This is a genomic window from Gardnerella sp. DNF01141, from assembly GCF_049244255.1.
Classification (GTDB): domain Bacteria; phylum Actinomycetota; class Actinomycetes; order Actinomycetales; family Bifidobacteriaceae; genus Bifidobacterium; species Bifidobacterium vaginale_E.
Map to the genome: position 1 here is coordinate 1409230 of NZ_CP058391.1, position 25461 is coordinate 1434690.

20 protein-coding genes, 3 tRNA genes and 1 pseudogene are annotated in these 25461 nt (G+C 44.4%); 16 read left to right on the forward strand and 8 right to left on the reverse strand.

Going from position 1 to position 25461, the window contains the following annotated elements; genetic code table 11:
* The first annotated feature begins 131 nt into the window (after window positions 1-131).
* Window positions 132-905 carry a glutamate racemase gene (murI, locus tag HXT35_RS05460; protein WP_421777647.1) on the forward strand — a complete coding sequence of 258 codons (774 nt, stop codon included), beginning with the start codon at window positions 132-134 and terminating at the stop codon, window positions 903-905.
* Between the two features lie 26 nt (window positions 906-931).
* Here the strand turns inward: murI and HXT35_RS05465 are convergent, their stop codons facing one another.
* Window positions 932-1579, reverse strand: a complete 648-nt coding sequence (locus tag HXT35_RS05465) for a vitamin K epoxide reductase family protein (protein WP_004128729.1) — start codon at window positions 1577-1579, stop codon at window positions 932-934.
* A 119-nt stretch (window positions 1580-1698) separates the two neighbouring features.
* On the opposite strand from HXT35_RS05465, the gene HXT35_RS05470 reads away from it, so the two are divergent.
* Window positions 1699-2619 (forward strand): PHP domain-containing protein, encoded by a 921-nt coding sequence (locus tag HXT35_RS05470; protein WP_004128727.1) that lies wholly within the window; start codon window positions 1699-1701, stop codon window positions 2617-2619.
* A 443-nt stretch (window positions 2620-3062) separates the two neighbouring features.
* Here HXT35_RS05470 and HXT35_RS05475 read toward each other — a convergent pair whose 3' ends face one another.
* Both HXT35_RS05475 and HXT35_RS05480 read right to left on the reverse strand, forming a co-directional pair.
* On the reverse strand, window positions 3063-3281 hold the full coding sequence (locus HXT35_RS05475; RefSeq protein ID WP_004128724.1) for a DUF3107 family protein: 219 nt from the start codon (window positions 3279-3281) through the stop codon (window positions 3063-3065).
* A gap of 37 nt (window positions 3282-3318) precedes the next feature.
* Window positions 3319-4950 (reverse strand): phosphotransferase, encoded by a 1632-nt coding sequence (locus HXT35_RS05480; protein ID WP_032843566.1) that lies wholly within the window; start codon window positions 4948-4950, stop codon window positions 3319-3321.
* Between the two features lie 156 nt (window positions 4951-5106).
* Between HXT35_RS05480 and HXT35_RS05485 the strand changes: the two genes are divergently transcribed.
* On the forward strand, window positions 5107-6669 hold the full coding sequence (locus tag HXT35_RS05485) for an ATP-dependent helicase (RefSeq protein WP_004128721.1): 1563 nt from the start codon (window positions 5107-5109) through the stop codon (window positions 6667-6669).
* A 447-nt stretch (window positions 6670-7116) separates the two neighbouring features.
* Here HXT35_RS05485 and HXT35_RS05490 read toward each other — a convergent pair whose 3' ends face one another.
* Window positions 7117-8670 (reverse strand): zinc-dependent metalloprotease, encoded by a 1554-nt coding sequence (locus HXT35_RS05490; RefSeq protein WP_004128719.1) that lies wholly within the window; start codon window positions 8668-8670, stop codon window positions 7117-7119.
* A gap of 147 nt (window positions 8671-8817) precedes the next feature.
* On the opposite strand from HXT35_RS05490, the gene HXT35_RS05495 reads away from it, so the two are divergent.
* Window positions 8818-9723, forward strand: coding sequence for a YlbL family protein (locus HXT35_RS05495; protein WP_004128717.1), 906 nt, complete (start codon window positions 8818-8820; stop codon window positions 9721-9723).
* A gap of 71 nt (window positions 9724-9794) precedes the next feature.
* On the opposite strand, the gene HXT35_RS05500 is transcribed toward HXT35_RS05495, so the two are convergent.
* Window positions 9795-9868, reverse strand: a tRNA-Val gene (locus HXT35_RS05500).
* 121 nt (window positions 9869-9989) lie between these two features.
* On the opposite strand from HXT35_RS05500, the gene HXT35_RS05505 reads away from it, so the two are divergent.
* From HXT35_RS05505 to HXT35_RS05515, 3 genes are read left to right on the forward strand one after another with little or no spacing between them, the layout of a single operon-like run.
* Window positions 9990-11510: a DivIVA domain-containing protein gene (locus tag HXT35_RS05505; protein ID WP_004128715.1), complete on the forward strand. Its 1521-nt coding sequence runs from the start codon at window positions 9990-9992 to the stop codon at window positions 11508-11510.
* A 51-nt stretch (window positions 11511-11561) separates the two neighbouring features.
* The gene (gene recO / locus HXT35_RS05510) at window positions 11562-12308 is read left to right on the forward strand and encodes a DNA repair protein RecO (protein ID WP_004128713.1); all 747 of its coding nucleotides are present in this window, start codon (window positions 11562-11564) and stop codon (window positions 12306-12308) included.
* Window positions 12309-12310: 2 nt separating this feature from the next.
* A complete protein-coding gene (locus HXT35_RS05515) occupies window positions 12311-13105 on the forward strand; it encodes an isoprenyl transferase (RefSeq protein WP_004128711.1) in 795 nt (264 codons plus the stop codon).
* Window positions 13106-13135: 30 nt separating this feature from the next.
* Here the strand turns inward: HXT35_RS05515 and HXT35_RS05520 are convergent, their stop codons facing one another.
* Complete coding sequence (locus tag HXT35_RS05520; protein ID WP_032843597.1) at window positions 13136-13528, reverse strand: MTH1187 family thiamine-binding protein; 393 nt, start codon at window positions 13526-13528, stop codon at window positions 13136-13138.
* 173 nt (window positions 13529-13701) lie between these two features.
* On the opposite strand from HXT35_RS05520, the pseudogene HXT35_RS05525 reads away from it, so the two are divergent.
* The 8 genes and pseudogenes from HXT35_RS05525 (at window position 13702) to HXT35_RS05560 (ending at window position 21130) form a co-directional block, all read left to right on the forward strand.
* Window positions 13702-15221: pseudogene (locus HXT35_RS05525) on the forward strand (glycine--tRNA ligase).
* A gap of 80 nt (window positions 15222-15301) precedes the next feature.
* The gene (dusB, locus tag HXT35_RS05530; protein WP_004128705.1) at window positions 15302-16456 is read left to right on the forward strand and encodes a tRNA dihydrouridine synthase DusB; all 1155 of its coding nucleotides are present in this window, start codon (window positions 15302-15304) and stop codon (window positions 16454-16456) included.
* Window positions 16457-16669: 213 nt separating this feature from the next.
* Complete coding sequence (ftsZ, locus tag HXT35_RS05535) at window positions 16670-17881, forward strand: cell division protein FtsZ (protein WP_032843563.1); 1212 nt, start codon at window positions 16670-16672, stop codon at window positions 17879-17881.
* 24 nt (window positions 17882-17905) lie between these two features.
* The gene (locus HXT35_RS05540; RefSeq protein ID WP_004128702.1) at window positions 17906-18370 is read left to right on the forward strand and encodes a cell division protein SepF; all 465 of its coding nucleotides are present in this window, start codon (window positions 17906-17908) and stop codon (window positions 18368-18370) included.
* Between the two features lie 168 nt (window positions 18371-18538).
* Entirely contained in the window at window positions 18539-19357 is an 819-nt protein-coding gene (gene trmB / locus HXT35_RS05545) for a tRNA (guanosine(46)-N7)-methyltransferase TrmB (RefSeq protein ID WP_004128700.1), read from the forward strand.
* A 513-nt stretch (window positions 19358-19870) separates the two neighbouring features.
* Window positions 19871-19942, forward strand: a tRNA-Glu gene (locus tag HXT35_RS05550).
* 313 nt (window positions 19943-20255) lie between these two features.
* Window positions 20256-20972 (forward strand): ECF transporter S component, encoded by a 717-nt coding sequence (locus HXT35_RS05555; protein ID WP_004128698.1) that lies wholly within the window; start codon window positions 20256-20258, stop codon window positions 20970-20972.
* Window positions 20973-21056: 84 nt separating this feature from the next.
* Window positions 21057-21130 (forward strand) — tRNA-Ile (locus HXT35_RS05560).
* 93 nt (window positions 21131-21223) lie between these two features.
* On the opposite strand, the gene HXT35_RS05565 is transcribed toward HXT35_RS05560, so the two are convergent.
* Window positions 21224-22120 (reverse strand): carbohydrate kinase family protein, encoded by an 897-nt coding sequence (locus tag HXT35_RS05565; protein WP_004128695.1) that lies wholly within the window; start codon window positions 22118-22120, stop codon window positions 21224-21226.
* Entirely contained in the window at window positions 22113-23702 is a 1590-nt protein-coding gene (locus HXT35_RS05570) for an aminopeptidase P family protein (RefSeq protein ID WP_421788003.1), read from the reverse strand. The genes HXT35_RS05565 and HXT35_RS05570 overlap by 8 nt, the downstream gene beginning before the upstream one ends.
* Window positions 23703-23972: 270 nt before the next feature.
* Here HXT35_RS05570 and HXT35_RS05575 point away from each other — a divergent pair, with 270 nt between their 5' ends.
* Window positions 23973-25430 (forward strand): bifunctional folylpolyglutamate synthase/dihydrofolate synthase, encoded by a 1458-nt coding sequence (locus HXT35_RS05575; protein ID WP_004128692.1) that lies wholly within the window; start codon window positions 23973-23975, stop codon window positions 25428-25430.
* Window positions 25431-25461 lie beyond the last annotated feature (31 nt).

A 25461-nucleotide genomic window follows, 5' to 3' on the forward strand; every position in this document is an offset into this window, starting at 1 on the left:
AAAACGTGCCGGTGTATTCTTCATACTCGGCACGTTTTGTTGTTATTGCTCCGCTTGTATTTTTGTTTTTGATTCGCTTGTATATGTTGAGGCTCGCCATTACGATAGTAAGCGTTTTTAGGAGGTAGTCTATGGCATCGTCGGCAGCAATTGGCGTTTTTGATTCGGGGCTTGGAGGCATTTCCGTAGCTCGTCAGTTGCATGCTGCTCTTCCGCATGAGCGAATCATCTATTTTGGCGACTCTGCCAACGCTCCATACGGCATTAAAACTCCCGAGGAAGTTAAAAAGCTAAGCTTCGAAATTGTTGAGAGATTCGTTAGCTTAAATGTAAAAGCCATCGTAATTGCTTGCAACACCGCCACTTCCGCAGCTGTGAACGATTTGCGCGCGAACTACAGCATACCTATCATAGGTATGGAGCCGGCGCTTAAATTAGCTTGCGATTTAGGCAAAGGCGAGTCTCAGCGCGTAATTGTGGCCGCAACTGAGCTTACTTTGCGCGAGCACAAGTTCGCGGATTTGCTGCAGCGTTTTTCTAAAAATCATACGATTTTTTCTCAAGCTTGCCCTGATTTAGTGCGTATTGTTGAGTGTGGGGAGCTTAATAATCGCAATATTGTTTTTGCAGCTCTTCACAAGTATTTCGATGAGTATGATTTAGAAAGTATTGATTCGGTTGTGCTTGGCTGCACTCATTTTGTGTTCTACCGCGATTATTTCCGCGAATTTTTGCCTGCGCGCACGAATATTGTTGACGGTAACGAAGGCACGATCAATCATCTTCAAAAAATTCTGGAAGATTTAGGCGAGCTTGCAAGTGAATCTCAGGAAGGCTCAATTACGCTTACTAATTCGGATACTAGCGAGCGTATGCAGCAACTTGCAGAAAGCTTGTGTAAGTAGTCTTATATTCGAGCTTTAGTATTTTACTAAAAAATTACTTTTGCATACTGGCTTAAAATCAGCGTAACTAATGCCGCAATCCACAGCACGTCAACTAGTAGGTCGTATCGCAAACGGTAGTAGCTTTCAACCCACGTAAAACGCTTAACAAGTAGCTTTTGCGAGCTTACGCTTGCGTGCGTCAACGACATAAATTGCATTGTTGTGGAGAACATGAGCACAATGCACCATGGGCATAACGCGTGAATCACGAACATAGATTGTGAGAACAGCCAGTAAGAGTAGGCGAGCGCGCATAATCCGCCAATCCAAGTGCAGATTGCGAACCAGCGCGGCACGCAAACGCGAATCATTCCAATAACAGCAAGTGTTACGAACACGCTTTCTGCAGCAATTCCAAAGAATGCGTTTGGGAAGCTTAATTCGCCGAATTTCACAATTTCTGCCTGCCAAGCTTGTGAAACGCGAGAGCAGGAGACAACGGTGTTAAAGTCGCAGCTGAGCAGTTTTTTCGGTGCGCGCGCCAAAGCAAGCGTTTCTGCGGAAAGAATAAGCGATGTTATAAGCGCCACTACGGAAAAGAACAGCATTACGCCGTAAGTCCAAAAAGAGGAGTGTCTCCATCCGCGCAGTGTTGTTTCGTATTCTTCTTGCGCCGTGCTGGTCTGCTCCATTTGCGCTCCTAAAATTTACCGATAACGAATTATTAACAATGGGAATAATAGCAAATAATAGCGAATGATTATGAGTGCGTATTTATTTCTCTTTACATAGCACAGTTTACGATGATTATATGACCGAAAATAGCAACGAACAATGCGACGCATTTGATTATGCGAATGCTAGTAGCACGCATCTTACGCTGGCTGCGCGCGAACGCTGGGATTTGCACTGTCACACCGTTTATTCTGACGGCACTGCCATTCCAGAAGATTTGATTATGCAAGCTAAGCTCGCTGGTTTGCATGGAGTTGCTATTACCGATCATGACACTACTGCAGGTTGGGATGATTTTCGCGCTGCGGCTAAGGTTTCGAATATGCCCGTGTTGTTTGGTTCGGAAATTACTGCTCAAGATGCTGGAGTTTATGTGCACATGCTTGCATACCAGTACAATCCTAAAAACGAGCAGATTGTAAGCATGTTTGAGCTTACTCGTAAGCATCGCTTTGAGCGTACAAAGCACATGGTTGAGCGCATATCGCAAGATTTTCCAATTACTTGGGATGATGTTTTAGCTCAAGCTAAGCTCGGTGATTTGACCACAATAGGCAGACCGCATATTGCGGATGCTTTGGTTAAAGCCGGCGTTTTTCGCACGCGCTCCGAAGCTTTTGCTGGCCCTGTTTCTCCGCAAAGCAAGTACTATATTCCAACGTCTTCGCCGAATGTGCGTGAGGTTATTGATGCGGTTAAGAATGCTGGGGGAGTTGTTGTGATTGCGCATCCGGCGGATCCTGCGCGTAATCGTGTGCTTCTTTCAGACGATCAGATTATATCGTTTGCAAAAGCCGGTCTTGACGGTTTGGAAGTGTATCATCGCGGAAATTCTAAAGATCAGCGTCAGCGTTTGCTTGATTTGGCGCAAAAGTGCGATTTGCTTGTAACAGGCGGATCGGATTGGCATGGATCAGGCAAGCCGAATCGTTTGGGCGAAGAAACAACAAGCCGCGAAGTGGTATCAGAAATACTCTTGCGCGGCTATAGGCTTTAAACTCTTTATTTTCGATGTTCTTGAGTATCGTCTATGAGTTTTGTAACTGATTTAGTTTTTTGGTTTTGACGAGGCTGGAAAATTTGTGTTTGCGTGCGTCCCGTCCTTCGTGCGCTCTGGCTGATAAAGACGCTTATTGTGTTCGCCTTTCTTAAAGAATGTAGCTTCTCAGTCCTCTTTTAGCACTGAACACAATTTTTCCAGCCTCTCAACACACCAAACACAAACACAAAACTCATAGACTCGTTAAGTTTGTTACGAAACTGCACGGTTTACTAAGTGCAACTAGAGCCGCGCAATTAAGCTGCGGTGTGTGCATAGATTGAAGTTTCTGGCGTGGCGTGTGTAACAGCATGAATGATAGTGTTCACTAAGCAATAAGTAATCAGCTTCTGCAGAGCAATACTGTAAAGCTTCATAATGTTTGGTTATAGTTTGTTATATTAATTGAGGGCGCTGAATCCTACTGAATGCTTTGGAGTGTCGCCGATTAGTGCGTAAGACAATGACGATGCTGAAATCATAATCGTTCGACCGTTTACATCAGTAAACTCAAGCATATCTTTTGCGTCGCTAATAATTGTGCGCACTTCGTCCGCGCTCTGGTTTGTTTCAAAATCAATTGAATCGGAAACGTTTTTTAATCCCAGCACTACTCGCATGCTGTCCTCCTATAAGTGCTATAAACTACTTTCTTCTTCAGTTTTCTTCTTCAGCGTCGCGCTTTGCTCGCTCTTCGCGCTCGCGAAGAGGAATAATAACCGTTTCTGGCTTATCATCTTCTTCTTGTGCGGAAGTTTCTTCAGAATCTGCCTCTGCTTCAGTGTTTGCATCTGGCTCAGCAACTGTCTCTGATTTAGCAACTGTCTCTGTCTCAGCAACTGCTGCTTCAACATTCACAACGTCATCTTCTAATTCTGCTTCTGATTCTGCTTCAGCTTCTGCAGCGTCAGCATTATCATTTGAAGACTTAGCTTCAACATGCGTAATTACTTGAGTTGCCGTATCGTCTGCAATATGCGCTGCCTTTTCAGCTTCCTCGTTGCTAGAAGAATTAGTTACAGCGTACTGAACTGTGCGCTCGTGAGTATCGTCGTTTTCGGCAGCTTCGCGCGCGACTTTTGTGTTCTGATCGCTATCTTTAGAAACATTTCCTTCAACCGTAATATCGCGCTCATTGGTTTCGTCTCCATTTGCGGAATTTGCGGTATTTGCAGCATTTTCAGAAGAATTATTTTGCAAAATTTGGCGACTTTTTGTGTTGTCGTTTTCAAGAAGCGTGCCAACAGTAATAGTAGAAGCAGGGCTTCCAGCAGAGTGAGTTTTAGCGGCTTGAGCATTGTTAATACGGCTAAGCTCGTGCGCTAAACGTTCCACCTGCGCCTTAAAACGCATAATACTTGTTGTGTCTGCACGCTGCAAAGCCTGAATAAAATCTCCAACTTGCTCCATTTGCAACCACAAATTCGCTCGAAGCATAATCAAACTATCGAGACGAGATCCCATCATCCTGCCGTATGCAGAAAGTACTGCGTTTCTGCGCTGTTCGTTGAGTTTTGCAAAAATCCAAGCCAAATCTCGAGCAGGATCGTTAATTTGCATTCCCTGCCAATTTGTTACGGCAGTAATAGTAGATCCTGAAAACAGAATATCTCCGTCAACAAAACCGCCGTGTACTGGGCATGTTTCAAATGACCACAATCCTTCAGTTTCCAACACTCTGGACCAGCTGTCCGTAATTTCTGTTGGAATGTGACCTGCTTGACGAAGCCTTTTAATCCAACCGGTTAACTGTGCTCGAATTTGGCCAGTAGTAAAAGCAGGATATTTTCCGCGAGTTACGAAGCTAGGACGAAGTCTGTGAATTGCGCCGATTGCAGTTCCAACATTTGCGCAATCATCCGTTGTAAGAAGACGCAAGTCGCGCGCGCTTCCTTCAAGATGCTCGCAAATAAGCACAGTGTCATTGTCATTTTCGTCGGAAATAATGCTAGACATTTGCATAGTCTGCTTAAGATTTGCTCTATCTGCATTATTTGTAGCATTCGCGGTTGCAGTATTGTTTTCTTCGCCTTCGCGTTTTCCTGGAATAAACGTAAGCATAGTGTCGTACGCAAATCCCAAAGCTGCTAAATCTTTGCTGTGCTCAAGCGTCCATGCTGCACGAGCTCGGTCGCGCAAGCGCTTGCGACCCTTGTTGTCTGCACTAATAAAAATGTCATAAAGCTTACCTGAAACATCTTGCACAACGGCGTGAGAAATTCCAGCCGCGGTATCAGTGGCATTAACTTGCTCACTTTGGCGCGTTCCTGCAAACTGTACTTCGGGCATGGCTGCAGATGCCAGTGCTGCCAACTTGAATCTACTGAGTTGTGTCACACTCCCACAGTAATACAAAGCACCGAGATTTTACCAATTTTTCGTAAGTTATACACATGTTTTTATTCAGCTTGCACAAGCGTCGTTATTGCTGCCACAATAGTAGGTATGAATTATTCGCCAGAAACCTCGCAAGTGACTTCGAAAGCGGCTTCTTCAGACGCTTCTAAAGCGCCTTCTCCAGAAGCTCTTTTAGATGGTTTGGATGATTCGCAGCGTTTAGCTGCCACGGCAGTAGAAGGTCCGGTGCGCATTATTGCTTGCGCTGGAGCTGGTAAAACGCGCACTATTACGCGTCGAATTGCGTATGCTTGCGCTAGCGGTAAGTGGGATGCTGAAAGAGTTTTGGCAGTTACTTTTTCTGTAAAAGCTGCTGCGGAAATGCGCTCTAGAATAGAGGCTCTTGGCGTTAAAAATATTGGTTGTGTTGCAACTTTTCACTCGGCTGCATTGCAGCAGATTCGTAGCGTGTGGAGTGAAGTTTGTTCAGCGCCTTTTCCGTCTATTATGGAAGATCCTAAGCAAATAATATCTGCAGCTCTTAAGCGTTACCCAGATTTTGATGGCTTAACTTTGCTGCAAGCTCGAGATATTTTGGCGGAAATCAACTGGTCTAAAGTTTCGCTTATCGCGCCAGATGATTACATTCGCGCTTGTGCTGCAACTCATCGCCTGCCTCCTGCAGGATTAGAACCGCAGCAATTCGTTGACGTTTACGAAGCTTACGAAACAGAAAAAAATTCGCATAATTGTATTGATTTTAACGATATTCTTTTGCTTGCATGTCATATTTTGCGAAATTTTCCGGAATCTTCTAGGCGTATTCGTCAATCAATTGGTTGGATTACAGTCGACGAATATCAGGATGTGTCTCCTTTACAGCACGAATTATTGCGATTATGGATGGGGCAGAATCGTGATATTTGCGTAGTTGGCGACCCTGCTCAGACTATCTACTCGTTTGCGGGCGCAAGTAGCTACGATTTGTTAGCTTTTCCGCAAGAATTTGCTCCAATAAGTGCCGATATTAGTTTGAATACGGATTATCGTTCAACAGAGCGCATAGTTGGTATTGCTAATCGCGTACTTGCTTCATCGCCGTATAAGCGTGACTACGTAAAAGTTAAGTCTCTTACTAAAGGCGGTACTCGTGTTTCGCAGCAGGTTTTTGCGACTGATGTTGATGAAGCTTTGGGTGTGGTCAATCAAATTGTAAAGTTTGTAAAAAGCGAAGTTGCCAATCCGGGAGATTGCGCAATACTAACGCGCACTAACGCTCAGCAGCAGGTTATTTGCAAGGCTTTGAAATTTGCCAAAATGCCGTATCGAGTGAGAAGAGACGTTGGCTGGCAGCGAAATGTTTTGGAAGATGCGCAAACCTCGGCTTCTTTAGATGCTGGTGATGCTTCTAAAACGCTTGATATTTCAACAGTTACGGTTTCTACTATTCACGCAGTTAAGGGTTTGGAGTTTGCGCACGTTTATGTGGTTGGTTGCTCGGAAGGCTTAATACCATTCGGTTCTGCTTCTACAGATGAAGATATAGAAGAGGAGCGCAGACTTATGTATGTTGCTGTGACTCGTGCTGAAAAAACGCTTCACCTGTCTTACGCTTGCCGAAAAGAGGGAAGCGCGGGGATGAATCGCGCTCCTAGCCGCTTCTTGGCTTGATTTCGATTTTTGGCTGTCGGTTTATGGTGTGGCTGTGAGGGTGGGTGTTACTTGTCTCGCAGCGCTCCGCTCTTATACCTTATTTGGACTTAGTGGCTAGATAGTTAAGTTTAGTTTTTTTTTTACTTACTTTTTTGCAAAAATAGTTATTCGTCAAAAAGATATTACTATCGCTCCGCTTTTATATTGCTCGACCAAGCAACACCCACCCTCACTACCACTAAAACCGCTAGTGTTCTGCTGTGTGGTAGGAGTGTCTGGTGTGGAGTGCGCAGCAGCAATGATGCTAGTGTTCTATAAGTAATAAGTAATCAGCGTCTGCAGAGCATTAATGTTAAAGTTCACTAATCAACAAGTAATTACCGTTCCAGAAGCATTACTGCAAAGCTACAGAATGTTTGAGGGGATTTCGATTATTCCTTTACATCGCTTTAATAGCGTGATTGATTATTCAGCCTGATTTTCGGCGCCGTCGGTATTGTCAGATCCGTCGCCAGATCCGTTACCAGTTTCGCCGCCTTGATTCTTTTTGTGCTCTTCTTCCTCAAGTAGCTTGCTAAAGTCAGCATCCCAATTTTCGCTACTGCTAGTACCTAAGCTAGTATCTAAGACTTCGCTGCTATTTGCGTTTACGCTTTTGCTACTATTTTCATGATTAGATTCACTACCATCTTCCTTCGCGTTTTCGCTAGTTTCCTGCAAAGTTGGTAGCAAATCTGGGTGACCCCACAAACTATCTCGCTTATCAATTCCGTGCTCTTGCGTAATCTTTTCCCACAACTTAGTTGCTTCTCTCATTCGGCGAGGTCTAAGTTTCAATCCCAAAAGCGATTCGAATGTCACTTCTGCCGGTCCTCCTGCAGCGCGCTCGCGACGCATCATTTCGCGCAACTGTTCAATATGCACAATATGAGCCATTCCAGCCTGCCAAGTAACGCAATCAACCCATCCTTCAACAAGCGCAAGCAGTGTTTCTAAACTGTGCAATGCTTGACGCTGCTCCTCTGAATCATTGCTACCAATATTCTGCAAATTTACAGCACCCGAAATTGCTTCCGGATTCATAGTTTCTACGTCGCGAAGTTGTTCTTCCATCGCCTCTAAATCAATGTTTATTCCGTTTGCATACTTAATAATCAGCGCCTCAAATCGCGGCATAAGCCATGGCACGGATGCAAATAGTCTTGCGTGAGCTGCTTCTCGCAAAGCCAAATAATTCATGACTTCTGTAATATCTAACTCCCACACTTTTGCGTATTCAATGCAGTTGTATGGAATTAAGCCTCCAGCAGGATTTTGCAATAACGCAAGTCCTTGATCAAAACTTCCGTGTACTTCGTGCGAAAGTGCGCCCGCAGCTTGCCCTAATTGCATAGCAAAGGAAGTGTTTCCGAGTAGTTTCATTAGTTGCGCTGGATTATTCATTCCTTCAGGCAGCGGAATCGGCACAACTCCTGCAAAAAGTCCTTTTACTTCAGCGTCGTCCACACCGCTAAATCGCTCCTCAATAACAGAAGTAAGCGCTTCGTTCACGGATTTTGCAACAGGGTTTGCGAATTTTACCCATGCTCCGAGTGTTCCTTCAACCCAATCCGCTCTTGAAAGTACCGCTGGTGTTCCTGGAGCAGGATTGAAATTGCACGTAATATCTAGCCACAAATTTGCTTGACTTAGCGCACGCCTAGCCGAGTCAGCAACTTCTGCATTTACGTTACCTTGATCTCCGGTTGCGCGCTGTAATGCAATTGATTGCGCAAGTTTTTGGTTAATTGGCCCTTCTTCAAGTGTTGCTTCCATTTCATTAGGATTATTTAGTCCTCCTGCGCTGAAAGCTTGCATCATGCTACGAACTTCGTCCGGTTTAGGAAGCTTATCTGGGTTTTGATTTAAGAGTTGTTCGCGCAGCTCAAAAGGAAGTTGTTCAAGTTGTTTCCATGCTTCTTCGCCTTGTATTGGCCCAAAGCATTCAATAAGCCACTGGTGAATTGCATCATCGTTCATGAGTTCATCCTTTTGCTGCGGTTTAAAGCAAATATGTTTTTATTATGTTTTATACATTATATTTTGCATTATATTTTGCATTATTTGCATTATAAGTCAAATTCAAAATCAAATTAATCTATATAGGGCTTGTGTAATGATACAAACATGCTTGGCTTTTCTAAACGTTTGCGCATATTTAGCAGGTTATCAGGTAGATTGCTAACATTTGCGAAGCAGTTAATTTTGTATATTGATTCACATTCTTTGCGCTATTTTGCGGGATTTTTTGCCGTATTAGTTGCGTTAATTGCGCTGATGCTACCAAGTGCGTATGTTGTAGAAGAGCCTGGTACTACTCAGGATGTGCTTGGTGTTTCTGGAGATTCAAAGCTTCCTGTAATTCAAATACTTTCAAAGCATGCAAAGTATAAAGATAGCGGGAAATTATTAATGCTCACTGTTGATACTTCTGGAGTTCCAGGGCATGAAGTTTCAACATTTGAAGCGCTTATTTCGTGGCTGAATCCTCAAAAAGCGATAATTCCTCGCGAAGCAATTGTGCCTGTTGGTCAGAATGCGGATGATTACGATAAGGAATCCGAACACGAAATGAACAATTCGCAGGATGTTGCGCAAAATGTTGCTTTACAATACGCCTCTAAGCATCTTGGAATTAATACTAAGGGTGTGAAGTTGCGTTTACATATTGAAGATGTTGGGGGACCTTCTGCAGGAATGATGTATACGCTTGGAATTTTAGATAAGCTTACGCCTGAAAGTGAAACTGGCGGTAAAACTATAGCCGGCACTGGAACTATTGAAAAATCGAAGAAAATTGGCGCTATTGGTGGTATTCGCCTAAAAATGATTGCAGCTAAGCGAGATGGTGCTACCTGGTTTTTAGCTCCTAAAGATAATTGCGACGAAGTAGTTGGTCATGTTCCACAAGGTTTGCGAGTTGTTCGAGTTAGTACTATTGATGAAGCTTATAAAGCGTTGAAATCTATAGGTTCCAGCCGTGGAGCAGATAAATTGCCAAGCTGTAGTGCAAAAGATGTAAATACAAAATGAATACAAAATGAATACAAAATAAGCGAATTAAATAATCTAATTAAATAAGGTAATTTGAATCGAACAGAAAGTGGGCGATGAGGGACTCGAACCCCCGACATCCACCGTGTAAAGGTGGCGCTCTAGCCAGCTGAGCTAATCGCCCGATTGCAACAAAGTAAAAACATACATGAGGGTCTGTACGAATGTACTTAAGCGTGGCGCGCGTCTCAACAATCGCGTAGAGTATACTCAATGGAAACATGTGCTCAGGAGGTCGATAGTAGATGACTAATAAACCTGATACCGCTCGTAATGCTTCAGGAATGGAGCGTGTGGGTAAGCGTAAGTTAGGATATAACGTCGCACAGGTAGATGCTTTTCTGGAGCGTGCGCACACTTTGTATGAAAGCGATGAGGCTCGACTTACTCAGCAAGACATTCAAGAAGTTTCTTTTGACTTAGAGCGAAATGGTTATGTTATTGGGCAGGTTGATGCTGCACTGTCTCGTTTGGAGCGCGCAGTTGTTGACAAATGCACCGAGCAGGAGATTTCCGAGTGTGGTAGGGTGGCTTGGAAAGCTCGCGCTGAAGAGTTGTATCGTAAGCTTTTGAAACATGCTCAGCGTGATTATCGTGAACGTTTTGATAACGGAGCTTCTCGTCGACCATCTTATGCTCGTAAGCAAGTAGATATTATGGTTGATCAAGCTTTAGATAAGATTGCGCTTATGCTTGGTCACGAGCTTGAGTGGGAAACTGACGAAAATACTTTGAACGACATTAACTCCACATATGTTTCTAATGTTATTTTCACTCAAAAAACTGGCAAACATGGCTATGATGAGCGTCAGGTTGATTACTACTTGAATGCTTGCGTGCGTTTGTTAAGTAGCTTGGAATCTCTTAAGCGTTTAGACAAGTATGTTAATTCTGATTATTCAGGACATACTCTTGTTGAGGCTATTGCTGCTGCGTCTGCTGCTGAAGATAAGCGCGCGTCCGCTGAGGCTGCGTCTGCGGCTGCGGCTGTTGGAACAGCGACGGACGTGGCTGCTGCGTCTGCTGCTTCTGCAACTGCTTCTGTGGCTCCATCTTTTGCTCCTGCAACAAAAGTGTCTGGCGTATCTTCTGCAGTATCTTCCGCAACTTCTTCTGCAGAAAAGGGCGAAGTCTCAAACGTTTTGCCAAAGATTACTCGCTCTCAATTGGTGCCTAATGTTCCTGATCACGAAAAGCAAAGCATTTTTGCTCCGGTTGATTACAATAATCAATCTTCTAGCGATTCGTTTGAAGCGTTACATCAGTCTGAGCGCGCAATCTTTACGGCTCATTCTGCAGAAAGTAAGTCTGCAAATCTTGACGATGAAGATAGTAACGATGAGCTTTTGCAAAGTGCCACAGTAATGCATAATTCTTCTGCTTCTGCTACTGTGCCGCCGACTGTGCCTCCAGCTGTGAAGCCAGCTGCAAAGCCAGTTGCGAATACTTCTGTGCCGCCGACTGTGCCTCCTGCTTTCCCTCCGGTTTCACATCGTACGCACGAAGCTGCTGAGTCTGCACCTGAGTCCGCACCTGAGTCTGCTGCATCTGCTATACCATCTTTCCCGCCTGCAGCTCCTGCAAAGCGCGCATCTGATTCTATGCAAATCCCAGTTACGCATTTAGAGCCTAGCAAGCCATTGAGTTTGGATATTCCAGATCTTTCATTCCCAATAATCGGTCATATTGATGAATCGACTTCTTTCAATAATGATTCAGATAATGACGACGATAATAGTGACGATACCAGTGACGGCATAGCGTAACCGCTTTTATTTGCTAAGATTTGCAATAATTTTAGACTGGCAGTTTGATTTATGCCGTTGTATCGCGATGAAGCCGTTGTGCTTCGTGCTTTTCCTTTGGGTGAAGCAGATAGAATTGTAGTTTTGCTCACAAAGCAGCATGGAAAAGTTCGTGCTGTTGCAAAAGGAGTTCGTCGTCTTAAATCGCGCTTTGGCGGCCGACTTGAGCCTCTTATGCGCGTTGATGTGCTTTTGGCGCAAGGAAAGTCTTTGGATGTTGTATCACAGGCTGTTTCCATATCTGCCTACGCCGGCCCGATTTGTGCCGATTATACGTCCTATGAGTATGCAAGCGTTATGTTGGAAGTTGCAGATGCTCTGGTTTCCAACGAATATACGGATGAGTATATGCGTGAATATCAAGATACTTCCGGACAGTATCGTCTACTTACTGCTGCTTTGTCGTCGCTATCTAACAGAAAGCATGCGCCGAATGCTATTGGAATTTCATACCTTTTGCGCGCAATGTCTTTGGCTGGCTGGTCGCCGCGTTTAAAAACTTGCGTTGTTTGCGGAAAAGAAGAAAATTTGTGCTACTTTTCTCCATCTGCCGGCGGCGTTATGTGTGCTGGCGATCATACGCCCGAATCTATTATTTGTTCTGACGAAACACGTCTTCAACTATTCGCACTTTTGCAAGGCGATTGGCATTCTATTGACGGCGTGCCAATCGATTCTTCTACTCTTTCTTGCGCAAAGATTTGGGCGGAATATTATCTTGAGCGTCCAATTCGTTCAATGGGGTTGTTACATTCTTAAGTATGGCTTTTGAAAACGTGGATTATACGTCGCTTAATATTCCGGCGGCTCCTTTTAGTGACCTTTCTCGCATACCAGATTTTCCTAAGGGAAAGGTTCCTCGCCATGTTGGTGTGATTATGGACGGTAATGGTCGTTGGGCTAAAGAGCGCGGAATGATTCGAACCGAAGGTCACAAAGCCGCGGAGCCTGTTGTTTTTGACACTATTGCTGGCGCTATTGAAGCGGGAGTGCGCTACTTAAGCTTGTATACTTTTTCTACGGAAAATTGGAAGCGTTCTCCGCAAGAAGTGCGCTTTTTAATGGGATTTTCTAGGGATATTATTCATCGCAGAGTTGCGCAAATGAACGAGTGGGGTGTGCGCGTGCGCTGGGCTGGGCGTCGTCCTCGTTTGTGGAAGTCTGTTATTGACGAGCTGGAAAAAGCTCAAGAAATCACCAAGAACAACAAAACTATTGACGTTGTTTTTTGCATAAATTATGGTGGGCGAGCGGAAATTGCGGATGCGTGTGCGCAAATTGCTAAAGAAATTCAAAATGGCAAGATTAAAGGCGATCGTATCACTGAAAAAATGATTGCTGAGCACTTGTATAATCCAGATATTCCAGATTGCGATTTGGTTATTCGCACTTCCGGCGAGCAGCGCACAAGTAACTTTTTGCCTTGGCAAGCATCCTACGCGGAGCTTGATTTTGTGCCGGAACTATTTCCGGATTACGGCCGCGAAGCGCTGTGGAGGTCGATTGACCGTTATGCGCATCGCGACCGCAGGTTTGGCGGCGTAAAAAACGCTTAAACGCTTAGATGTTTAGACGCTTAAACGCGCTTAGTTTTCGTTGTTTTTGCGTTCGTCGAGAATCTTATCTACGAGCGCTGCTTTTGCGTCAATTTGATTGCTAAAACCAGGGCGAATGTCTAGCTTTAGAATTACGCCAGTTCTGTATCCTTTATTAACTAGCGTCATAGTTGCGTCACGAACAACGCGCATAACGTCGTCAAATTCGCCCTCAATATTCGTAAACATTGCGTTCGTTTCGTTTTTTAATCCAGAGTCGCGAATAACTTTCACGGCATCCGCCACGTACTCGCTTAACTCGTCGCCGACTCCGCTTGGAGCAATGCACAACGCCGCAACCGTGTTAGTTTTGTGAGCGTTTGCGCAGCTATTTTCGCAAATGTTTGCGTTTTTATCTTCGTTATCTTTATTGATTTCACTCATAGCACAATCCCTTAAATTCGTAATCTTACGCAAATTTAGCAAAATATAACGCCAAATAATGCGCAACAAACTCATAAATTTGCGTGACTTTAATAATTCTACAAGCGTCACAGGGTTTTTCTATAATTAACACCGTTTCACCCGAATTTTCTAGTTTTACGAAAAGGTGTATTGTGGCTGTTTCAAAGCTTGATGAAGTCGTGTCCTTGGCTAAGCGTCGAGGTTTTGTGTTCCCAGCTGGCGAAATTTACGGTGGCACGCGCTCCGCGTGGGATTATGGTCCGTTGGGCGTTGCGTTAAAGGATAATATCAAGCGCGAATGGTGGCGCTACATGGTAACCACGCGCGGCGATGTTGTTGGCGTGGATACTTCCGTTATTCTGCCTTCGCAAGTTTGGGTTGCTTCCGGTCACGTTTCCGTGTTTAACGATCCTTTGATTGAGTGCTTGAACTGCCATAAGCGTCATCGTGCAGACAAGTTGGAAGAGTCTTATGCCGAAAAGCATGGCGATAAAATGCCAGAAAACGGCTTAAAAGATATTGCTTGCCCAGATTGTGGTACTCGCGGAAACTGGACTGAGCCACGTGACTTCAACATGATGCTTCGCACGCATTTAGGCCCTGTTGAAGACGAAAACAGCTTGCACTATTTGCGTCCAGAAACAGCTCAGGGTATTTTTGTGGACTTTAAGAACGTCATGACTTCTACTCGTCAAAAGCCGCCATTCGGCATTGCAAATATTGGTAAGTCTTTCCGTAACGAGATTACGCCTGGAAACTTTATTTTCCGCACTCGTGAGTTTGAGCAGATGGAAATGGAGTTCTTCGTAGAGCCTGGAACAGACGAAGCTTGGCATCAGTATTGGATTGACACTCGCGTTCGCTGGTATGTGGATTTGGGTGTGAAGCCAGAAAACTTGCGTATGTACGAGCATCCTAAGGAGAAGCTCAGCCACTATTCCAAGCGCACTGTCGATATTGAGTACAAATTCGGCTTCCAAGGTTCTGACTGGGAGAGCTTGAGGGTATTGCAAACCGTACTGACTACGATTTGTCTGCTCATGCTAAGCATTCCGGCGAGGATTTGAGCTACTTTAACCAGGCTACTGGCGAAAAGTACGTGCCTTACGTTATTGAGCCTGCTGCTGGTCTTACGCGCTCTCTTATGGCATTCTTGGTTGACGCTTACGACGTTGACGAAGCTCCAAACACTAAGGGCGGCGTTGACAAGCGCACTGTTCTTAGACTCGATCCTCGTTTGGCTCCTGTTAAGGCTGCAGTTTTGCCGTTGAGCAAGAAGCCGGAATTGCAAGCTGTTGCTCAAGATTTGGCTGCAGATCTTCGCCAGCATGATTGGGTTATTGATTACGATGAAGCAGGCGCTATTGGCCGCCGCTACCGTCGCGAAGACGAAATCGGTACTCCTTTGTGCGTAACAGTTGACTTTGATACTTTGGAAGATCACGCTGTTACTATCCGCGAGCGCGACACTATGCAGCAAGAGCGCGTTTCTTTGGGCAAGGTTGCAGATTACGTTGCTAGCCGCATTAACGAAAAGCGCGTTAAGTATCCGCAGGGTCCTGTTGAGATTGTTGGCACTCGCTCAGCTGATGGTGCTGTAGATATTGCTAAAGAAGCAGGCGAAGACGAGTCTAAGCCTGTTAAAATCGCGACTGCTGGCGGCTTGTACTAATACGCGTTTGAGTATCGCTTAAGAATATCTTAAGTATTAATAAGCAAAAATATTATTAAAGTGAATGGAGTTAAAGCAATATGAATTTTTCTATCAAACCAGTGGATTTAGGGAAAGTTCATATTGCAACTCCTGTTGTTTTGTCTCCAATGGCTGGAATCACTAACTGGCCATTTCGCGTAATCTGCCGAGAATTTGGTCCAGACGGGCTTTACGTAGCAGAAATGATTACAGCTAGAGCATTAGTTGCAAGAAATCCAAAAGCGCTTAGACTTTGTCGTTTTGCGCCTAGTGAAAAAGTGCGATCTTTGCAGCTTTATGGTGTTAATCCTTCTATTGTGGAGCTTGCTGCTCGAATTGTTGTCGATGAAAACATGGCCGACCATGTTGACTTAAACTTTGGATGTCCTGTTCCTAAAGTTACAAGACGCGGCGGTGGGTCTGCTCTTCCTTGGAAAACTGATTTGCTGCAAGAAATTTTGCATCGCGTAGTTTCTGTTTGTAATCCTGCAGGAATCCCAGTTACAGCTAAATTCCGCGTTGGTATTGACGAGAGTCATGAAACTTTTATGCAAGCCGGCCATATTGCTCAGGAAGAAGGATGTGCTGCTGTAACTTTGCATGCTCGCACAACTTCAGAATATTACGGTGGTCATTCAGACTGGCAGCGTATTGGTGAGCTTGTTGATGCGCTTAATATTCCTGTTTTTGGAAACGGTGATATTTGGGGTGCGCAAGATGCGCTCGCAATGTTTAAAGAAACTGGTTGCGCGGGAGTTGCCATTGGTCGCGGATGCCAGGGTAGGCCTTGGATTTTTGCAGATATTCGTAACGCTTGCGAGGGTAGCGATAATCGTGTTAATCCTACTTTGGCGGAAGTTGGCTCAGTGATTTTGCGCCACTTAAATCTTTTGGTTGAGTTTTATGATGGTGACGAGCGTATGGCTGTTCACGACTTGCGTAAGCATATTGCTTGGTATTTAAAGGGTTTTCCGGTTGGTGGAGGAACTCGCAAAAACTTTATGGAATGCGAGTCTATTGAGGATGTTAATCGCAATCTTAATATGCTCGACGGCTCTCTTCGTCTGCCGGAACAAGTGTTAGACACGCCGCGTGGTCGTGTGCGTTTTGCTAAAAAAGTTCATTTGCCATACGGCTGGTTGGATTCTCGTACTACAAGCCATGAGGAGCGCGAAGCCTTGTTTGGCGACGACCCGATGGATGCTAGTTACTAGAGTTTTCTAGGCTTTTGGCCATTTTTATATACTGATTATTCTGCGATTATCTTGTGATTATTCAAAGAAAATTACCGGCTATGTATATTTGCATATAGCACGGTGTATTATCAAATCAGTGACATTTTTTCAGTTTATTGTTAAAACGTCGTCAGTATCGAGCGTTTTGCGCTAAAATATTGTGTAAACGTGCGTGAGTGACAGGAGAAAACGGTGAGCGAGATTGCCCAGACTGACAATTTCAACGACAAAACCATCATCAAGGTAGTCGGCGTCGGTGGTGCCGGCGGTAACGCCGTCAATCGGATGATCAGCGAGGGTCTACAGAATGTAGAATTTGTAGCCATTAATACTGACGCTAAAGATTTACTGCGTTCTGATGCTGATGTAAAGATTTCATTATCGGACGCTTCAAGCCGAGGTCTTGGTGCTGGTGCTGATCCTGAGAAGGGTGCAAAAGCTGCACAGGATCATCAATCAGATATTGAAGAAGCACTTAAGGGTGCTGATATGGTGTTCGTTACCTGCGGCGAAGGCGGCGGTACAGGCACTGGTGCTAGCCCAATAGTTGCTCGTGCTGCGCATCAGCAGGGTGCTTTAACTATTGCAGTTGTTACGCGTCCATTCGGTTTTGAAGGGCCGCAGCGAGCTGCATCTGCAAAACTTGGTATCGAAAATCTTCGCAAAGAAGTTGATGCGTTAATCGTAATTCCAAACGATCGTCTTTTGGAAATTTCGGATCGCACAATCGGTATTATTGAAGCATTTAAGACGGCAGATACTGCATTGCTTGCTGGTGTTCAAGGTATTACTGATTTGATTACCACAAATTCGTACATTCATGTGGACTTCTCCGATGTTACCGCTATTTTGCGTGGAGCAGGTACAGCACTCTTTGGCATCGGTTCTGCAAAGGGTGAAGATCGTGCAACTCAGGCTGCTGAAATCGCTATCAGCTCGCCTCTTCTTGAGGAAAGCATTGAAGGTGCTCACGGTGCTTTGATTAACATTGCAGGTCCAAGCGATTTGAAGCTTCAAGAAGCGTCTGCTGCAACTGAGCTTGTTCGTAAGGCTATTCATCCAGAAGCACAAATTATTTGGGGTCTTTCCTTGGATGATTCCTACGGTGACGAAGTGCGTGTGACTGTTATTGCTGCAGGTTTTGACGCTCACTCTAAGTCGGAAGAATCTTCAGCAACAGCCGGTCAGTTTGTTGATATGCAGGCAGATGTAAAGTCTGTTGCTCCAGCAAAGTCTACTTCTGCTATGAGGGAAGAATCTGCTGCTAAACAAGCAGAGCAGCCTGCTTCTGTGCCTTCTATGTTTGATACTGCAGCAAATCAGCAGTATGTATCTAATCCAGAACCTGCTCAACCGCAGCCTTCTGAACCGGATGAACTAGATATTCCTGATTTTCTGCGTTAGGCGTAACGAGAGGAGGGTGGCTTCATGGCTAGCTTTATGAAGAACGTAATGTCGTACGTTGGTATGGCAGATGTTCAAGAAGATGATGATTATGTTGAAGCTGATGTTCCAGAAACTTCCTTTGACAACGATCGATCGGTAACACCTGTTGCGTCGCAGCGCGGAGACGATTCTCGCCCTAGTGGCACTTCTGCTCGCGCAAGTCTTAATCGCATGAGCCGTATTACTACCATTCATCCAAAGTCTTATGACGATGCGCAAATGGTTGGTCGTGCTTTAAGAGATGGCGTTCCAGTGGTGCTTAATTTAACTGGCGTAACTGAGTCTGTGGCGTATCGAATTGTTGATTTCTCTGCTGGCGTAGTATTCGGCGTGCGCGGTTCTATTGAGCGTGTAACTCCTCGCGTGTTCTTGCTCAGTCCTGCGCAAGTGAATATTAAAGTAGAGGATGCTCCAAACGGCAATACTGCTCGAGACTTGTTCTCTTAAAGCGTATTACGCAATAAAAATCTTAATTAAGCAGCGTTTGTTTAACACTCTCGCTGCTTTTTTATACTTTTTGGTAGCATAAACAAGAGTTCGAGCATAACTAAAATCATGCGAATTTAACTAAATAATTTAACTAAAAGCGTATAGCCGAATAACGAAAGTAATCTAATGAGCAGTGAAAATGAAAACGAAAACACTATGCAAGCCAAGCAACGCACTGTATTGTCGTTTGTGCGTCGTTCTGGACGCTTAGATGCGCGTTTACAGCACGCTCAGGAGCGTTATGCAAGTCAGTACTTATTAGATGTTACTGAAGCTCCTGGCTCTTTTAGATTGCGCGAAAATTTGCACATTACGCATGATTGGATTAAAGATAAGTGGGGCAATAATAATCCGCTTATTGTTGAAATCGGTTCCGGTCAGGGCGAAAACGTTGTTGCTGCAGCAGAACGTTTGCCGGAAACTAACTTTTTGGCGCTTGAAGTTTATGATCCAGGCGTTGCTCACACAATGCTTTTAGCTGGAAAGCAAGGTTTAACTAATCTTCGTATTGCGCAAATCAATGCTCCTGATTTTTTCGCAGCTTGCGATTTAGGTGTTTTAGAAGAAGTTTGGACTTTCTTCCCTGATCCATGGCCTAAAATGCGCCACCATAAGCGTCGTATAGTGCAGCCAGAGCTTGCTTCTACAATTCACCAGGCATTGCGCAAAGAGGGTGCGTGGCGCATTGCTACAGATATTGAGGATTATGCTTTGCACGTGCATGAGATTATGGATTCTCGCGAAGATTTCACAAATATTGGCGAATTAAAAGTAAGTCTCCCAACTGAGCACGTTGGAAAAGGTACGGTCGACACTGCAGCAGCTCTTCCTCACGCAGATTTTAGTGAATCTGAGCGTTTTGCTGGTCGCGTTCTTACAAATTTTGAGCGTAAAGGCTTGGAGGCTGGTCGCAGGATTCACGACTTCACCTACCTAGCGAAATAATGCTCTCAATACGCTAGTCCTGTTGATTAGCGAATACTAGCATTCGCGCTGCTGCACACACCACACCGAACACTCCTACCTACCACGCACCTACCCGCAGCTTAATTGCGTGACTTTAGTTGCACTTAGTAAACCACGTACTTTGCGTAACAAATTTAACGAGTTATGAGTTTTGTGTTGTCGTTTAGTGTGTTGAGAGGCTGGAAAAATTGTGTTCAGCAATAAAAGAGGACTGAGGAAGCAACATTGTTAAAAGATAGGCGAACACAGCAAAATACTTTAACAGTTAAAGCAACGAAGGACGGGACTTGCGCAAACACAAATTTTCCAGCCTCGTCAAGAACCTAAGAACAAGAACACCAGTCAAAACTCATAGACGATACTAAAGAATATCGAAAGAAAAAATAAAACTAATCCTACAAACACACACGCAATTAAGCCGTACTTAATCTCAACACGCCGTAAGTTGCGAGCTTCTTTTCCGAGTGTTAATATCATATGGTTTGGTTCGAAGCCCCCTTCGTCTAACGGTTAGGACACCAGACTTTCAATCTGACAACAAGAGTTCGACTCTCTTAGGGGGTACAAATTATAGCACCGCTTAAAATCCTAGCGGTGCTTTTTGTTTTTGATTGCATCTTGCCCAAGTTTTTGGCATATAACCCTTATAACCTAGGTTTTTCCTTCAGTTATCTGTTTTCTGCTACTTGTTCCTATATTTCTGCGGTTTTATATTGCGTTATAACTTACTTTGATAACGCAAATTTGTTATAGCGTGTGTTTCTTTTGTTTAAGGTGATAGACTTACTCGTTGGTGCTTCTGCCCGGGTTGCGTAGGTCAGGAAGTGCTCAATTAAGTATTTACAATGCGCAGCATTTTTAAGATAAAGGATTTCTTATGAGCAATATTTTTAACACGAATATTGATAATAGTATTGATAGTGATGAAGCGAAATCATCTGCTTCTGTAGCTTCTGCAACTCCTGTAACGGATAGTGCGAATGATAAAGCTAATCCGGAGCCTTCAATTGTTGCTAATTTGCGTTGGCGTGTGGCGGATATTGCTTTGGGAGCTGCTTTATCTGCTGTTTTTGGCGTAATTCTTTTTGGCTATGGATTGGTTTTTATTCCAATAATTCGCACGCTTAATGCTGCTATTCTTCCTGGTTTTGCTAGTATTACGCATGGCGTGTGGTATTTATCTGGCACTCTTGCTCTTCTTTTAATTCGTAAGCCTGGTTCTGCAGTGTATGTGAATGTTGTTGCAGCTTTTGTGCAGGTTTTGCTTGGTTCTCCTTTTAATATTAGGGATACTGTTATTTCTGCTTTGCTGCAGGGTGTTTTTGCAGAATTGCCATTCTTGATTGCTAAGTATCGAAAGTTTAATTTGACTTTGAGTGCTCTTTCTGGTTTGCTTGTGGCTTTTGAGTATGGTGTGTTCTTAAGCTTCACTAAGTATCAGGCTAAAGCTCCTACTTATATTACGATTCATATGATTACGGAGCTTGTAAGTGGTCTTTTGCTTTCCGGTGTGCTTGTGTGGTTTGTTTACTTGGCTTTGCGCGCAACCGGTGCTCTTGATAACTTTGCTTCCGGACGAACTGAGCGCGTGTGATGCTTTTTATTTGAGTTCGACGCACTAGGTTTGGCTACGTTTATGGGTATGTGCTAATCTAGTCGTTGCTAACTTTGTTAGCGTGGGGCTTTAGCTCAGTCGGTTAGAGCAACGGACTCATAATCCGTCGGTCCAGGGTTCAAGCCCCTGAGGCCCCACGAACTAAATAACGCCACTTCATCAAGTTTATGAAGTGGCGTTATTGATTTTTATGAGTTAAATTTTATTTTTATTTTATTTTATTTTTTACTTTATCTTCCGGCTTTTGCTAAATAATCCGGTATTTGTTTAGGATACTTTGGCCATGCGCCTTCCTGAGTGCATACGAACGCAGCAGTATTAACGGCTGCTCGATGCGCTTCTTCAAGACTTTCGCCTTTAAGAATATGCGTTGCAAACACTCCAGAAAATGCGTCTCCTGCGCCAACCGTATCAATAATGTTTACGTGAGGCGTTGGAATAGTGGAGCTTTCGCCGGTGCTTGTAATAATCGTGCTAAATGTAGCTCCGCCTGTAAGAATCACGTAGTCTAATGCGTAGCGTGCTTGGAACCAGCGGCAAGCTTCTTCGTCGGAAGTGTCGCGAATATTGAACATGTCTCGAAGTAGGAACAGTTCGGAATCGTTAAGCTTAAAAACGGTGGCTTGCTGAAGAAGAGTATCAATGAGATCCTTAGAGTAGTGGTCGCTTCGAATGTTTATGTCGAAGAACTTCATCGCTCCAGGCTTAGTATGCTTCAATAATTGAAGAATAGTGTCGTGAGTTTCTTGCGAGCGCAGGCTAAGAGTGCCGAAGCATACCGCGTCTGCTCTCTCTACGAGGTCAATAAGCTCTCGAGTGTAAAGAATATGATCCCACGCAATATTTCTCAAAATTGTGTATTCTGGTATTCCGTTTTTAAGCGCTATTTCTACTGTGCTTGTTGGCCAAGCATTTCGTTGAATAATTGAGGTGATTCCAGCTTTGTTGACTTTGTCAATTAGCTCGTCTCCAAGCTGATCTTGGCCAACTGCGCTAATCATGCAGCTTTGAGCGCCGTGGCATTGTGCATGGTATGCAAAATTGGCTGGCGCTCCACCTACGCGCTTTCCGTGCGGAAGTAAGTCCCATAAAAGTTCGCCTAGCGAAAGAACAATTGGCTTAGTCATATATTTCCTTTCCTGCACGGTCGGCCATCCAGGCTTCTACATCGTCAATCTGCTTTGGAATGTCAATAGAAAGCCATTCCGGCCCGTTTTCTGTCATTAACACATCGTCTTCAATGCGAATGCCAATACCGCGCATTTCTTCCGGTAGTATTAAATCGTTAGCTGCAAAATACAATCCTGGTTCAATCGTAAAGATCATGCCTGGAGTAATTTTTGCGCCTTGATAAGACTCGTAGCGTGCTTGAGCGCAGTCGTGTACGTCCAAGCCAAGATGGTGAGCTACTCCGCACGCATGCCAGCGTCGATGCTGCTGGCCTTCTGGAGATAGTGACTCTTCAACGCTAACCTTCAAAATTCCCCATTCGTGCAAGTGTTCTGCTAATACTCGCATGCAAGCGTGGTGAATATCGGAGTAAGTAGCACCTGGCTTAGCCGCTTCAAAACCGGCTTGTTGAGCGTCAAGAACGCACTGGTAAAGCTTCTTTTGCAAGTCGGTAAACTTGCCGTTTGTTGGGAACGTGCGCGTAATGTCGGCGGTGTAGAGGCTGTTTACTTCAACGCCTGCATCAATAAGAAGCAGTTCTCCGTTAGAAACTACGCCAGTATTTCGCATCCAGTGCAAAATTGGAGCATGCTTGCCGGAAGCAACAATAGTGTCGTAGCCTACTTCGTTTCCTTCCTCGCGTGCAACAGAATTAAAAGCGCCTTCAATCATGCGTTCGGAATGTTCTTTGTCAAGAGCTTGAGGCAATCTAGTAAGCATGCGGTCAAAACCAAGCTTTGTTGCAGCAACAGCTTTGCGCATTTCTCGAATTTCGTAATCGTCTTTAAGCATGCGAGCTTCTGCAGCAAATTCGTGCAGTTTGTCGTCAGCGGAACTATTAGCGTCTTCGTCCGTAAACCCGCTTGCTTCGCGCATTGTCTCAACTTTTGCGGTAAGCTCCGGATCGGTTTCTCGAATAATTCGAACGCGAACGCCTTCGCCATTTGCGTCGTCGCTTACATTCTTTGCAATAGCGTCGTCAAGTTCAGCAATGTCACGCGTTTCAATTCCTGTCATGGCTTTGAGCTCTTTCAAGCCTGCGCGTGGGCCAACCCAGTATTCTCCGTAGTGTGGATCCCTGTAAAATGCTGAAGTGCTGTTATCTGCGCGTGGGGCTACAAAAAGCTCTGGAATATGATTTTTGCAGGCTTTAGCTTCCTTGCTGTCTTCGCTTACCGGTTCCATAACAAGTACGGCTCCAGCCTCATAATCTTGACCCAAGCCAGTGTAGTAGGCAAAAGTTGTGTCTGGGCGGAAAGCGTAATCGCAATCGTTATTGCGCACTTTTGGTTGTCCTGCAGGAATAACTAAGCGTTCTCCTGGGAAGCGCTCTGAAAGTGCTTCTAAACGTGCTGGAATGTACTTGCTGGATTCAAGAGGCTTAACTTCCGGCTCCTGATTATCCCAGCTGCTTGTCATAAAATCTTTAAAAGAATCGCTATTTGGTCGAAGAGAACGATTGTTAACGCGGTCTTCCGCCTTTTGCGTACCGTCAGATTTTAATTCTTCACCGTGCTCTGTTGGCGTATTTTCTGCCATTATGCGACTCCTTAACACTTCTTTTTGTGTGTAAATAAAAATAAACTAGGAATTAAACTAGACAATAACTAACATAGTCTTATTTACTGTTTTGCGCGAGTTTTTTGGATTAAAAAGATCAGATTTTATATGTAATTTACAAAACAATCATATGCGAGTATAAGTATTAGCTTTCTTCTTAAAAATTATTTTTTGTAAGTGTTGTTGGCATAAACTAATCTATATATTTGGAAAATGAGTAAGTGAGCACAAAATTAGGGGAGTGCAGTTATGTCTATGGAACATCCAAATTGCAATAATGAGCGAATTGTTGATATTGAGCGCAATATTATGAGCCGCGCTCCTGAGCATAATAAAACTAATCTTGATTTAGACAGAATGCGCTTAATTCTCGATATTCTTGGGCATCCAGAAAAGTCTATGCACGTTATTCATATTACTGGCACGAATGGCAAGGGTTCTACTGCTCGCATGGCTGAGTCGTTGTGCCGAGCATACGGTTTGCGCACTGGTCTTTACACTTCTCCACATTTAGAGCGCATAAACGAGCGCATTATGATTGATGGTCAAGAAATCAGCGACGACGATTTTATTGATGTTTGGGATCAAATGAAAGATATTATCGACATGGTTGATGCTCGCATGGAGGCTGACGGTAAGCCAAAAATGAGCTTTTTTGAAGTGCTTACAGCCATGGCAATTTGGGCTTTTGCGGATGCTCCTGTTGATGTTGCTGTAATGGAAGTTGGCATGGGTGGCGAATGGGATGCTACGAATGTTATGGACGCGGATGCTGCAATTATTGGCCCTGTGGATATGGATCACATGCAGTGGCTTGGAAACACTGTTGAAGAGATTGCGCGCACAAAAGCTGGCATTATTAAGCCAAATTGCACTGTAATTTTAGGTCCTCAGCCGCATGAGGATAAGGTTTTGCCAATTATTAAGGAAGTTGCTGAGAGTAATAATGCTAAATTATTGCGCGATTCTTCTTATGGTGACGGCGAGCTTGAAGTTGTTTCTCGTACTCCTGCAGTTGGCGGCCAGCTTGTTACCTTGCGCACGCCTCTTGGCACTTATGAGGATGTTCCAATAGATAAGTTTGGTAAGCATCAGGCGCATAATGCTTTGGCGGCGCTCGCTGCGGCTGAAGTTGTGCTACCGGTAAATGGAGCTTTAGATGGCGATTTGGTTGCTGAAGCTTTAAGCCAGGTTAAGGTTCCGGGTCGTATTGAGCAGGTTCGTACTTCGCCGACGATTATTGTTGACGGTGGTCATAATGTGAATGCTGCTGAGTCTCTTCGTGAAACTATTGAAGAAAACTATCATTTTGAGCAGCTTATTGGTGTTGTTGCAATGATGGCAGATAAGCAGGTTGAAGAATACTTGGGTGTTCTTGAGCCTATTTTGACGAAGATTATTGTGACTCGTAATTCTTGGCGCGACCGCGTAATGGATCCGGAAGAGCTCGAAAAGATTGCTGTAGGCGTGTTTGGCAGGGATCGCGTGATTCGTGTTGACGAGCTTCCGGATGCTATTCAAACGGCTGTGAATCTTGTTGATGAAGACGATGAGCTTGGCGTTGGCTACGGTCACGGCGTGCTTATTTGCGGAAGCTTTGTTACGGCAGGGGATGCTCGCACAATGCTTGTTGAGCATGTGAATCCGGACTTAAAAAAGCCAAAAGATCAGCGCGTTGCAATTCACCCGAATATTGACGAGTCTTGAGAATCAAGCTTCTTATTTAGCTGCTTAATTT

Excerpts from the sequence above, each read along its gene's own strand:
- HXT35_RS05575 (WP_004128692.1), top strand. The coding sequence starts at position 23,973 with ATGTCTATGGAACATCCAAATTGCAATAATGAGCGAATTGTTGATATT.
- trmB (WP_004128700.1), top strand. The coding sequence starts at position 18,539 with ATGAGCAGTGAAAATGAAAACGAAAACACTATGCAAGCCAAGCAACGC.
- HXT35_RS05565 (WP_004128695.1), bottom strand. The coding sequence starts at position 22,120 with ATGACTAAGCCAATTGTTCTTTCGCTAGGCGAACTTTTATGGGACTTA.
- HXT35_RS05570 (WP_421788003.1), bottom strand. The coding sequence starts at position 23,702 with ATGGCAGAAAATACGCCAACAGAGCACGGTGAAGAATTAAAATCTGAC.
- HXT35_RS05555 (WP_004128698.1), top strand. The coding sequence starts at position 20,256 with ATGAGCAATATTTTTAACACGAATATTGATAATAGTATTGATAGTGAT.
- HXT35_RS05480 (WP_032843566.1), bottom strand. The coding sequence starts at position 4,950 with ATGCCCGAAGTACAGTTTGCAGGAACGCGCCAAAGTGAGCAAGTTAAT.
- HXT35_RS05470 (WP_004128727.1), top strand. The coding sequence starts at position 1,699 with ATGACCGAAAATAGCAACGAACAATGCGACGCATTTGATTATGCGAAT.
- murI (WP_421777647.1), top strand. The coding sequence starts at position 132 with ATGGCATCGTCGGCAGCAATTGGCGTTTTTGATTCGGGGCTTGGAGGC.
- recO (WP_004128713.1), top strand. The coding sequence starts at position 11,562 with ATGCCGTTGTATCGCGATGAAGCCGTTGTGCTTCGTGCTTTTCCTTTG.
- HXT35_RS05495 (WP_004128717.1), top strand. The coding sequence starts at position 8,818 with ATGCTTGGCTTTTCTAAACGTTTGCGCATATTTAGCAGGTTATCAGGT.
- HXT35_RS05540 (WP_004128702.1), top strand. The coding sequence starts at position 17,906 with ATGGCTAGCTTTATGAAGAACGTAATGTCGTACGTTGGTATGGCAGAT.
- HXT35_RS05465 (WP_004128729.1), bottom strand. The coding sequence starts at position 1,579 with ATGGAGCAGACCAGCACGGCGCAAGAAGAATACGAAACAACACTGCGC.
- HXT35_RS05505 (WP_004128715.1), top strand. The coding sequence starts at position 9,990 with ATGACTAATAAACCTGATACCGCTCGTAATGCTTCAGGAATGGAGCGT.
- HXT35_RS05475 (WP_004128724.1), bottom strand. The coding sequence starts at position 3,281 with ATGCGAGTAGTGCTGGGATTAAAAAACGTTTCCGATTCAATTGATTTT.
- dusB (WP_004128705.1), top strand. The coding sequence starts at position 15,302 with ATGAATTTTTCTATCAAACCAGTGGATTTAGGGAAAGTTCATATTGCA.
- HXT35_RS05485 (WP_004128721.1), top strand. The coding sequence starts at position 5,107 with ATGAATTATTCGCCAGAAACCTCGCAAGTGACTTCGAAAGCGGCTTCT.
- HXT35_RS05520 (WP_032843597.1), bottom strand. The coding sequence starts at position 13,528 with ATGAGTGAAATCAATAAAGATAACGAAGATAAAAACGCAAACATTTGC.
- HXT35_RS05515 (WP_004128711.1), top strand. The coding sequence starts at position 12,311 with ATGGCTTTTGAAAACGTGGATTATACGTCGCTTAATATTCCGGCGGCT.
- HXT35_RS05490 (WP_004128719.1), bottom strand. The coding sequence starts at position 8,670 with ATGAACGATGATGCAATTCACCAGTGGCTTATTGAATGCTTTGGGCCA.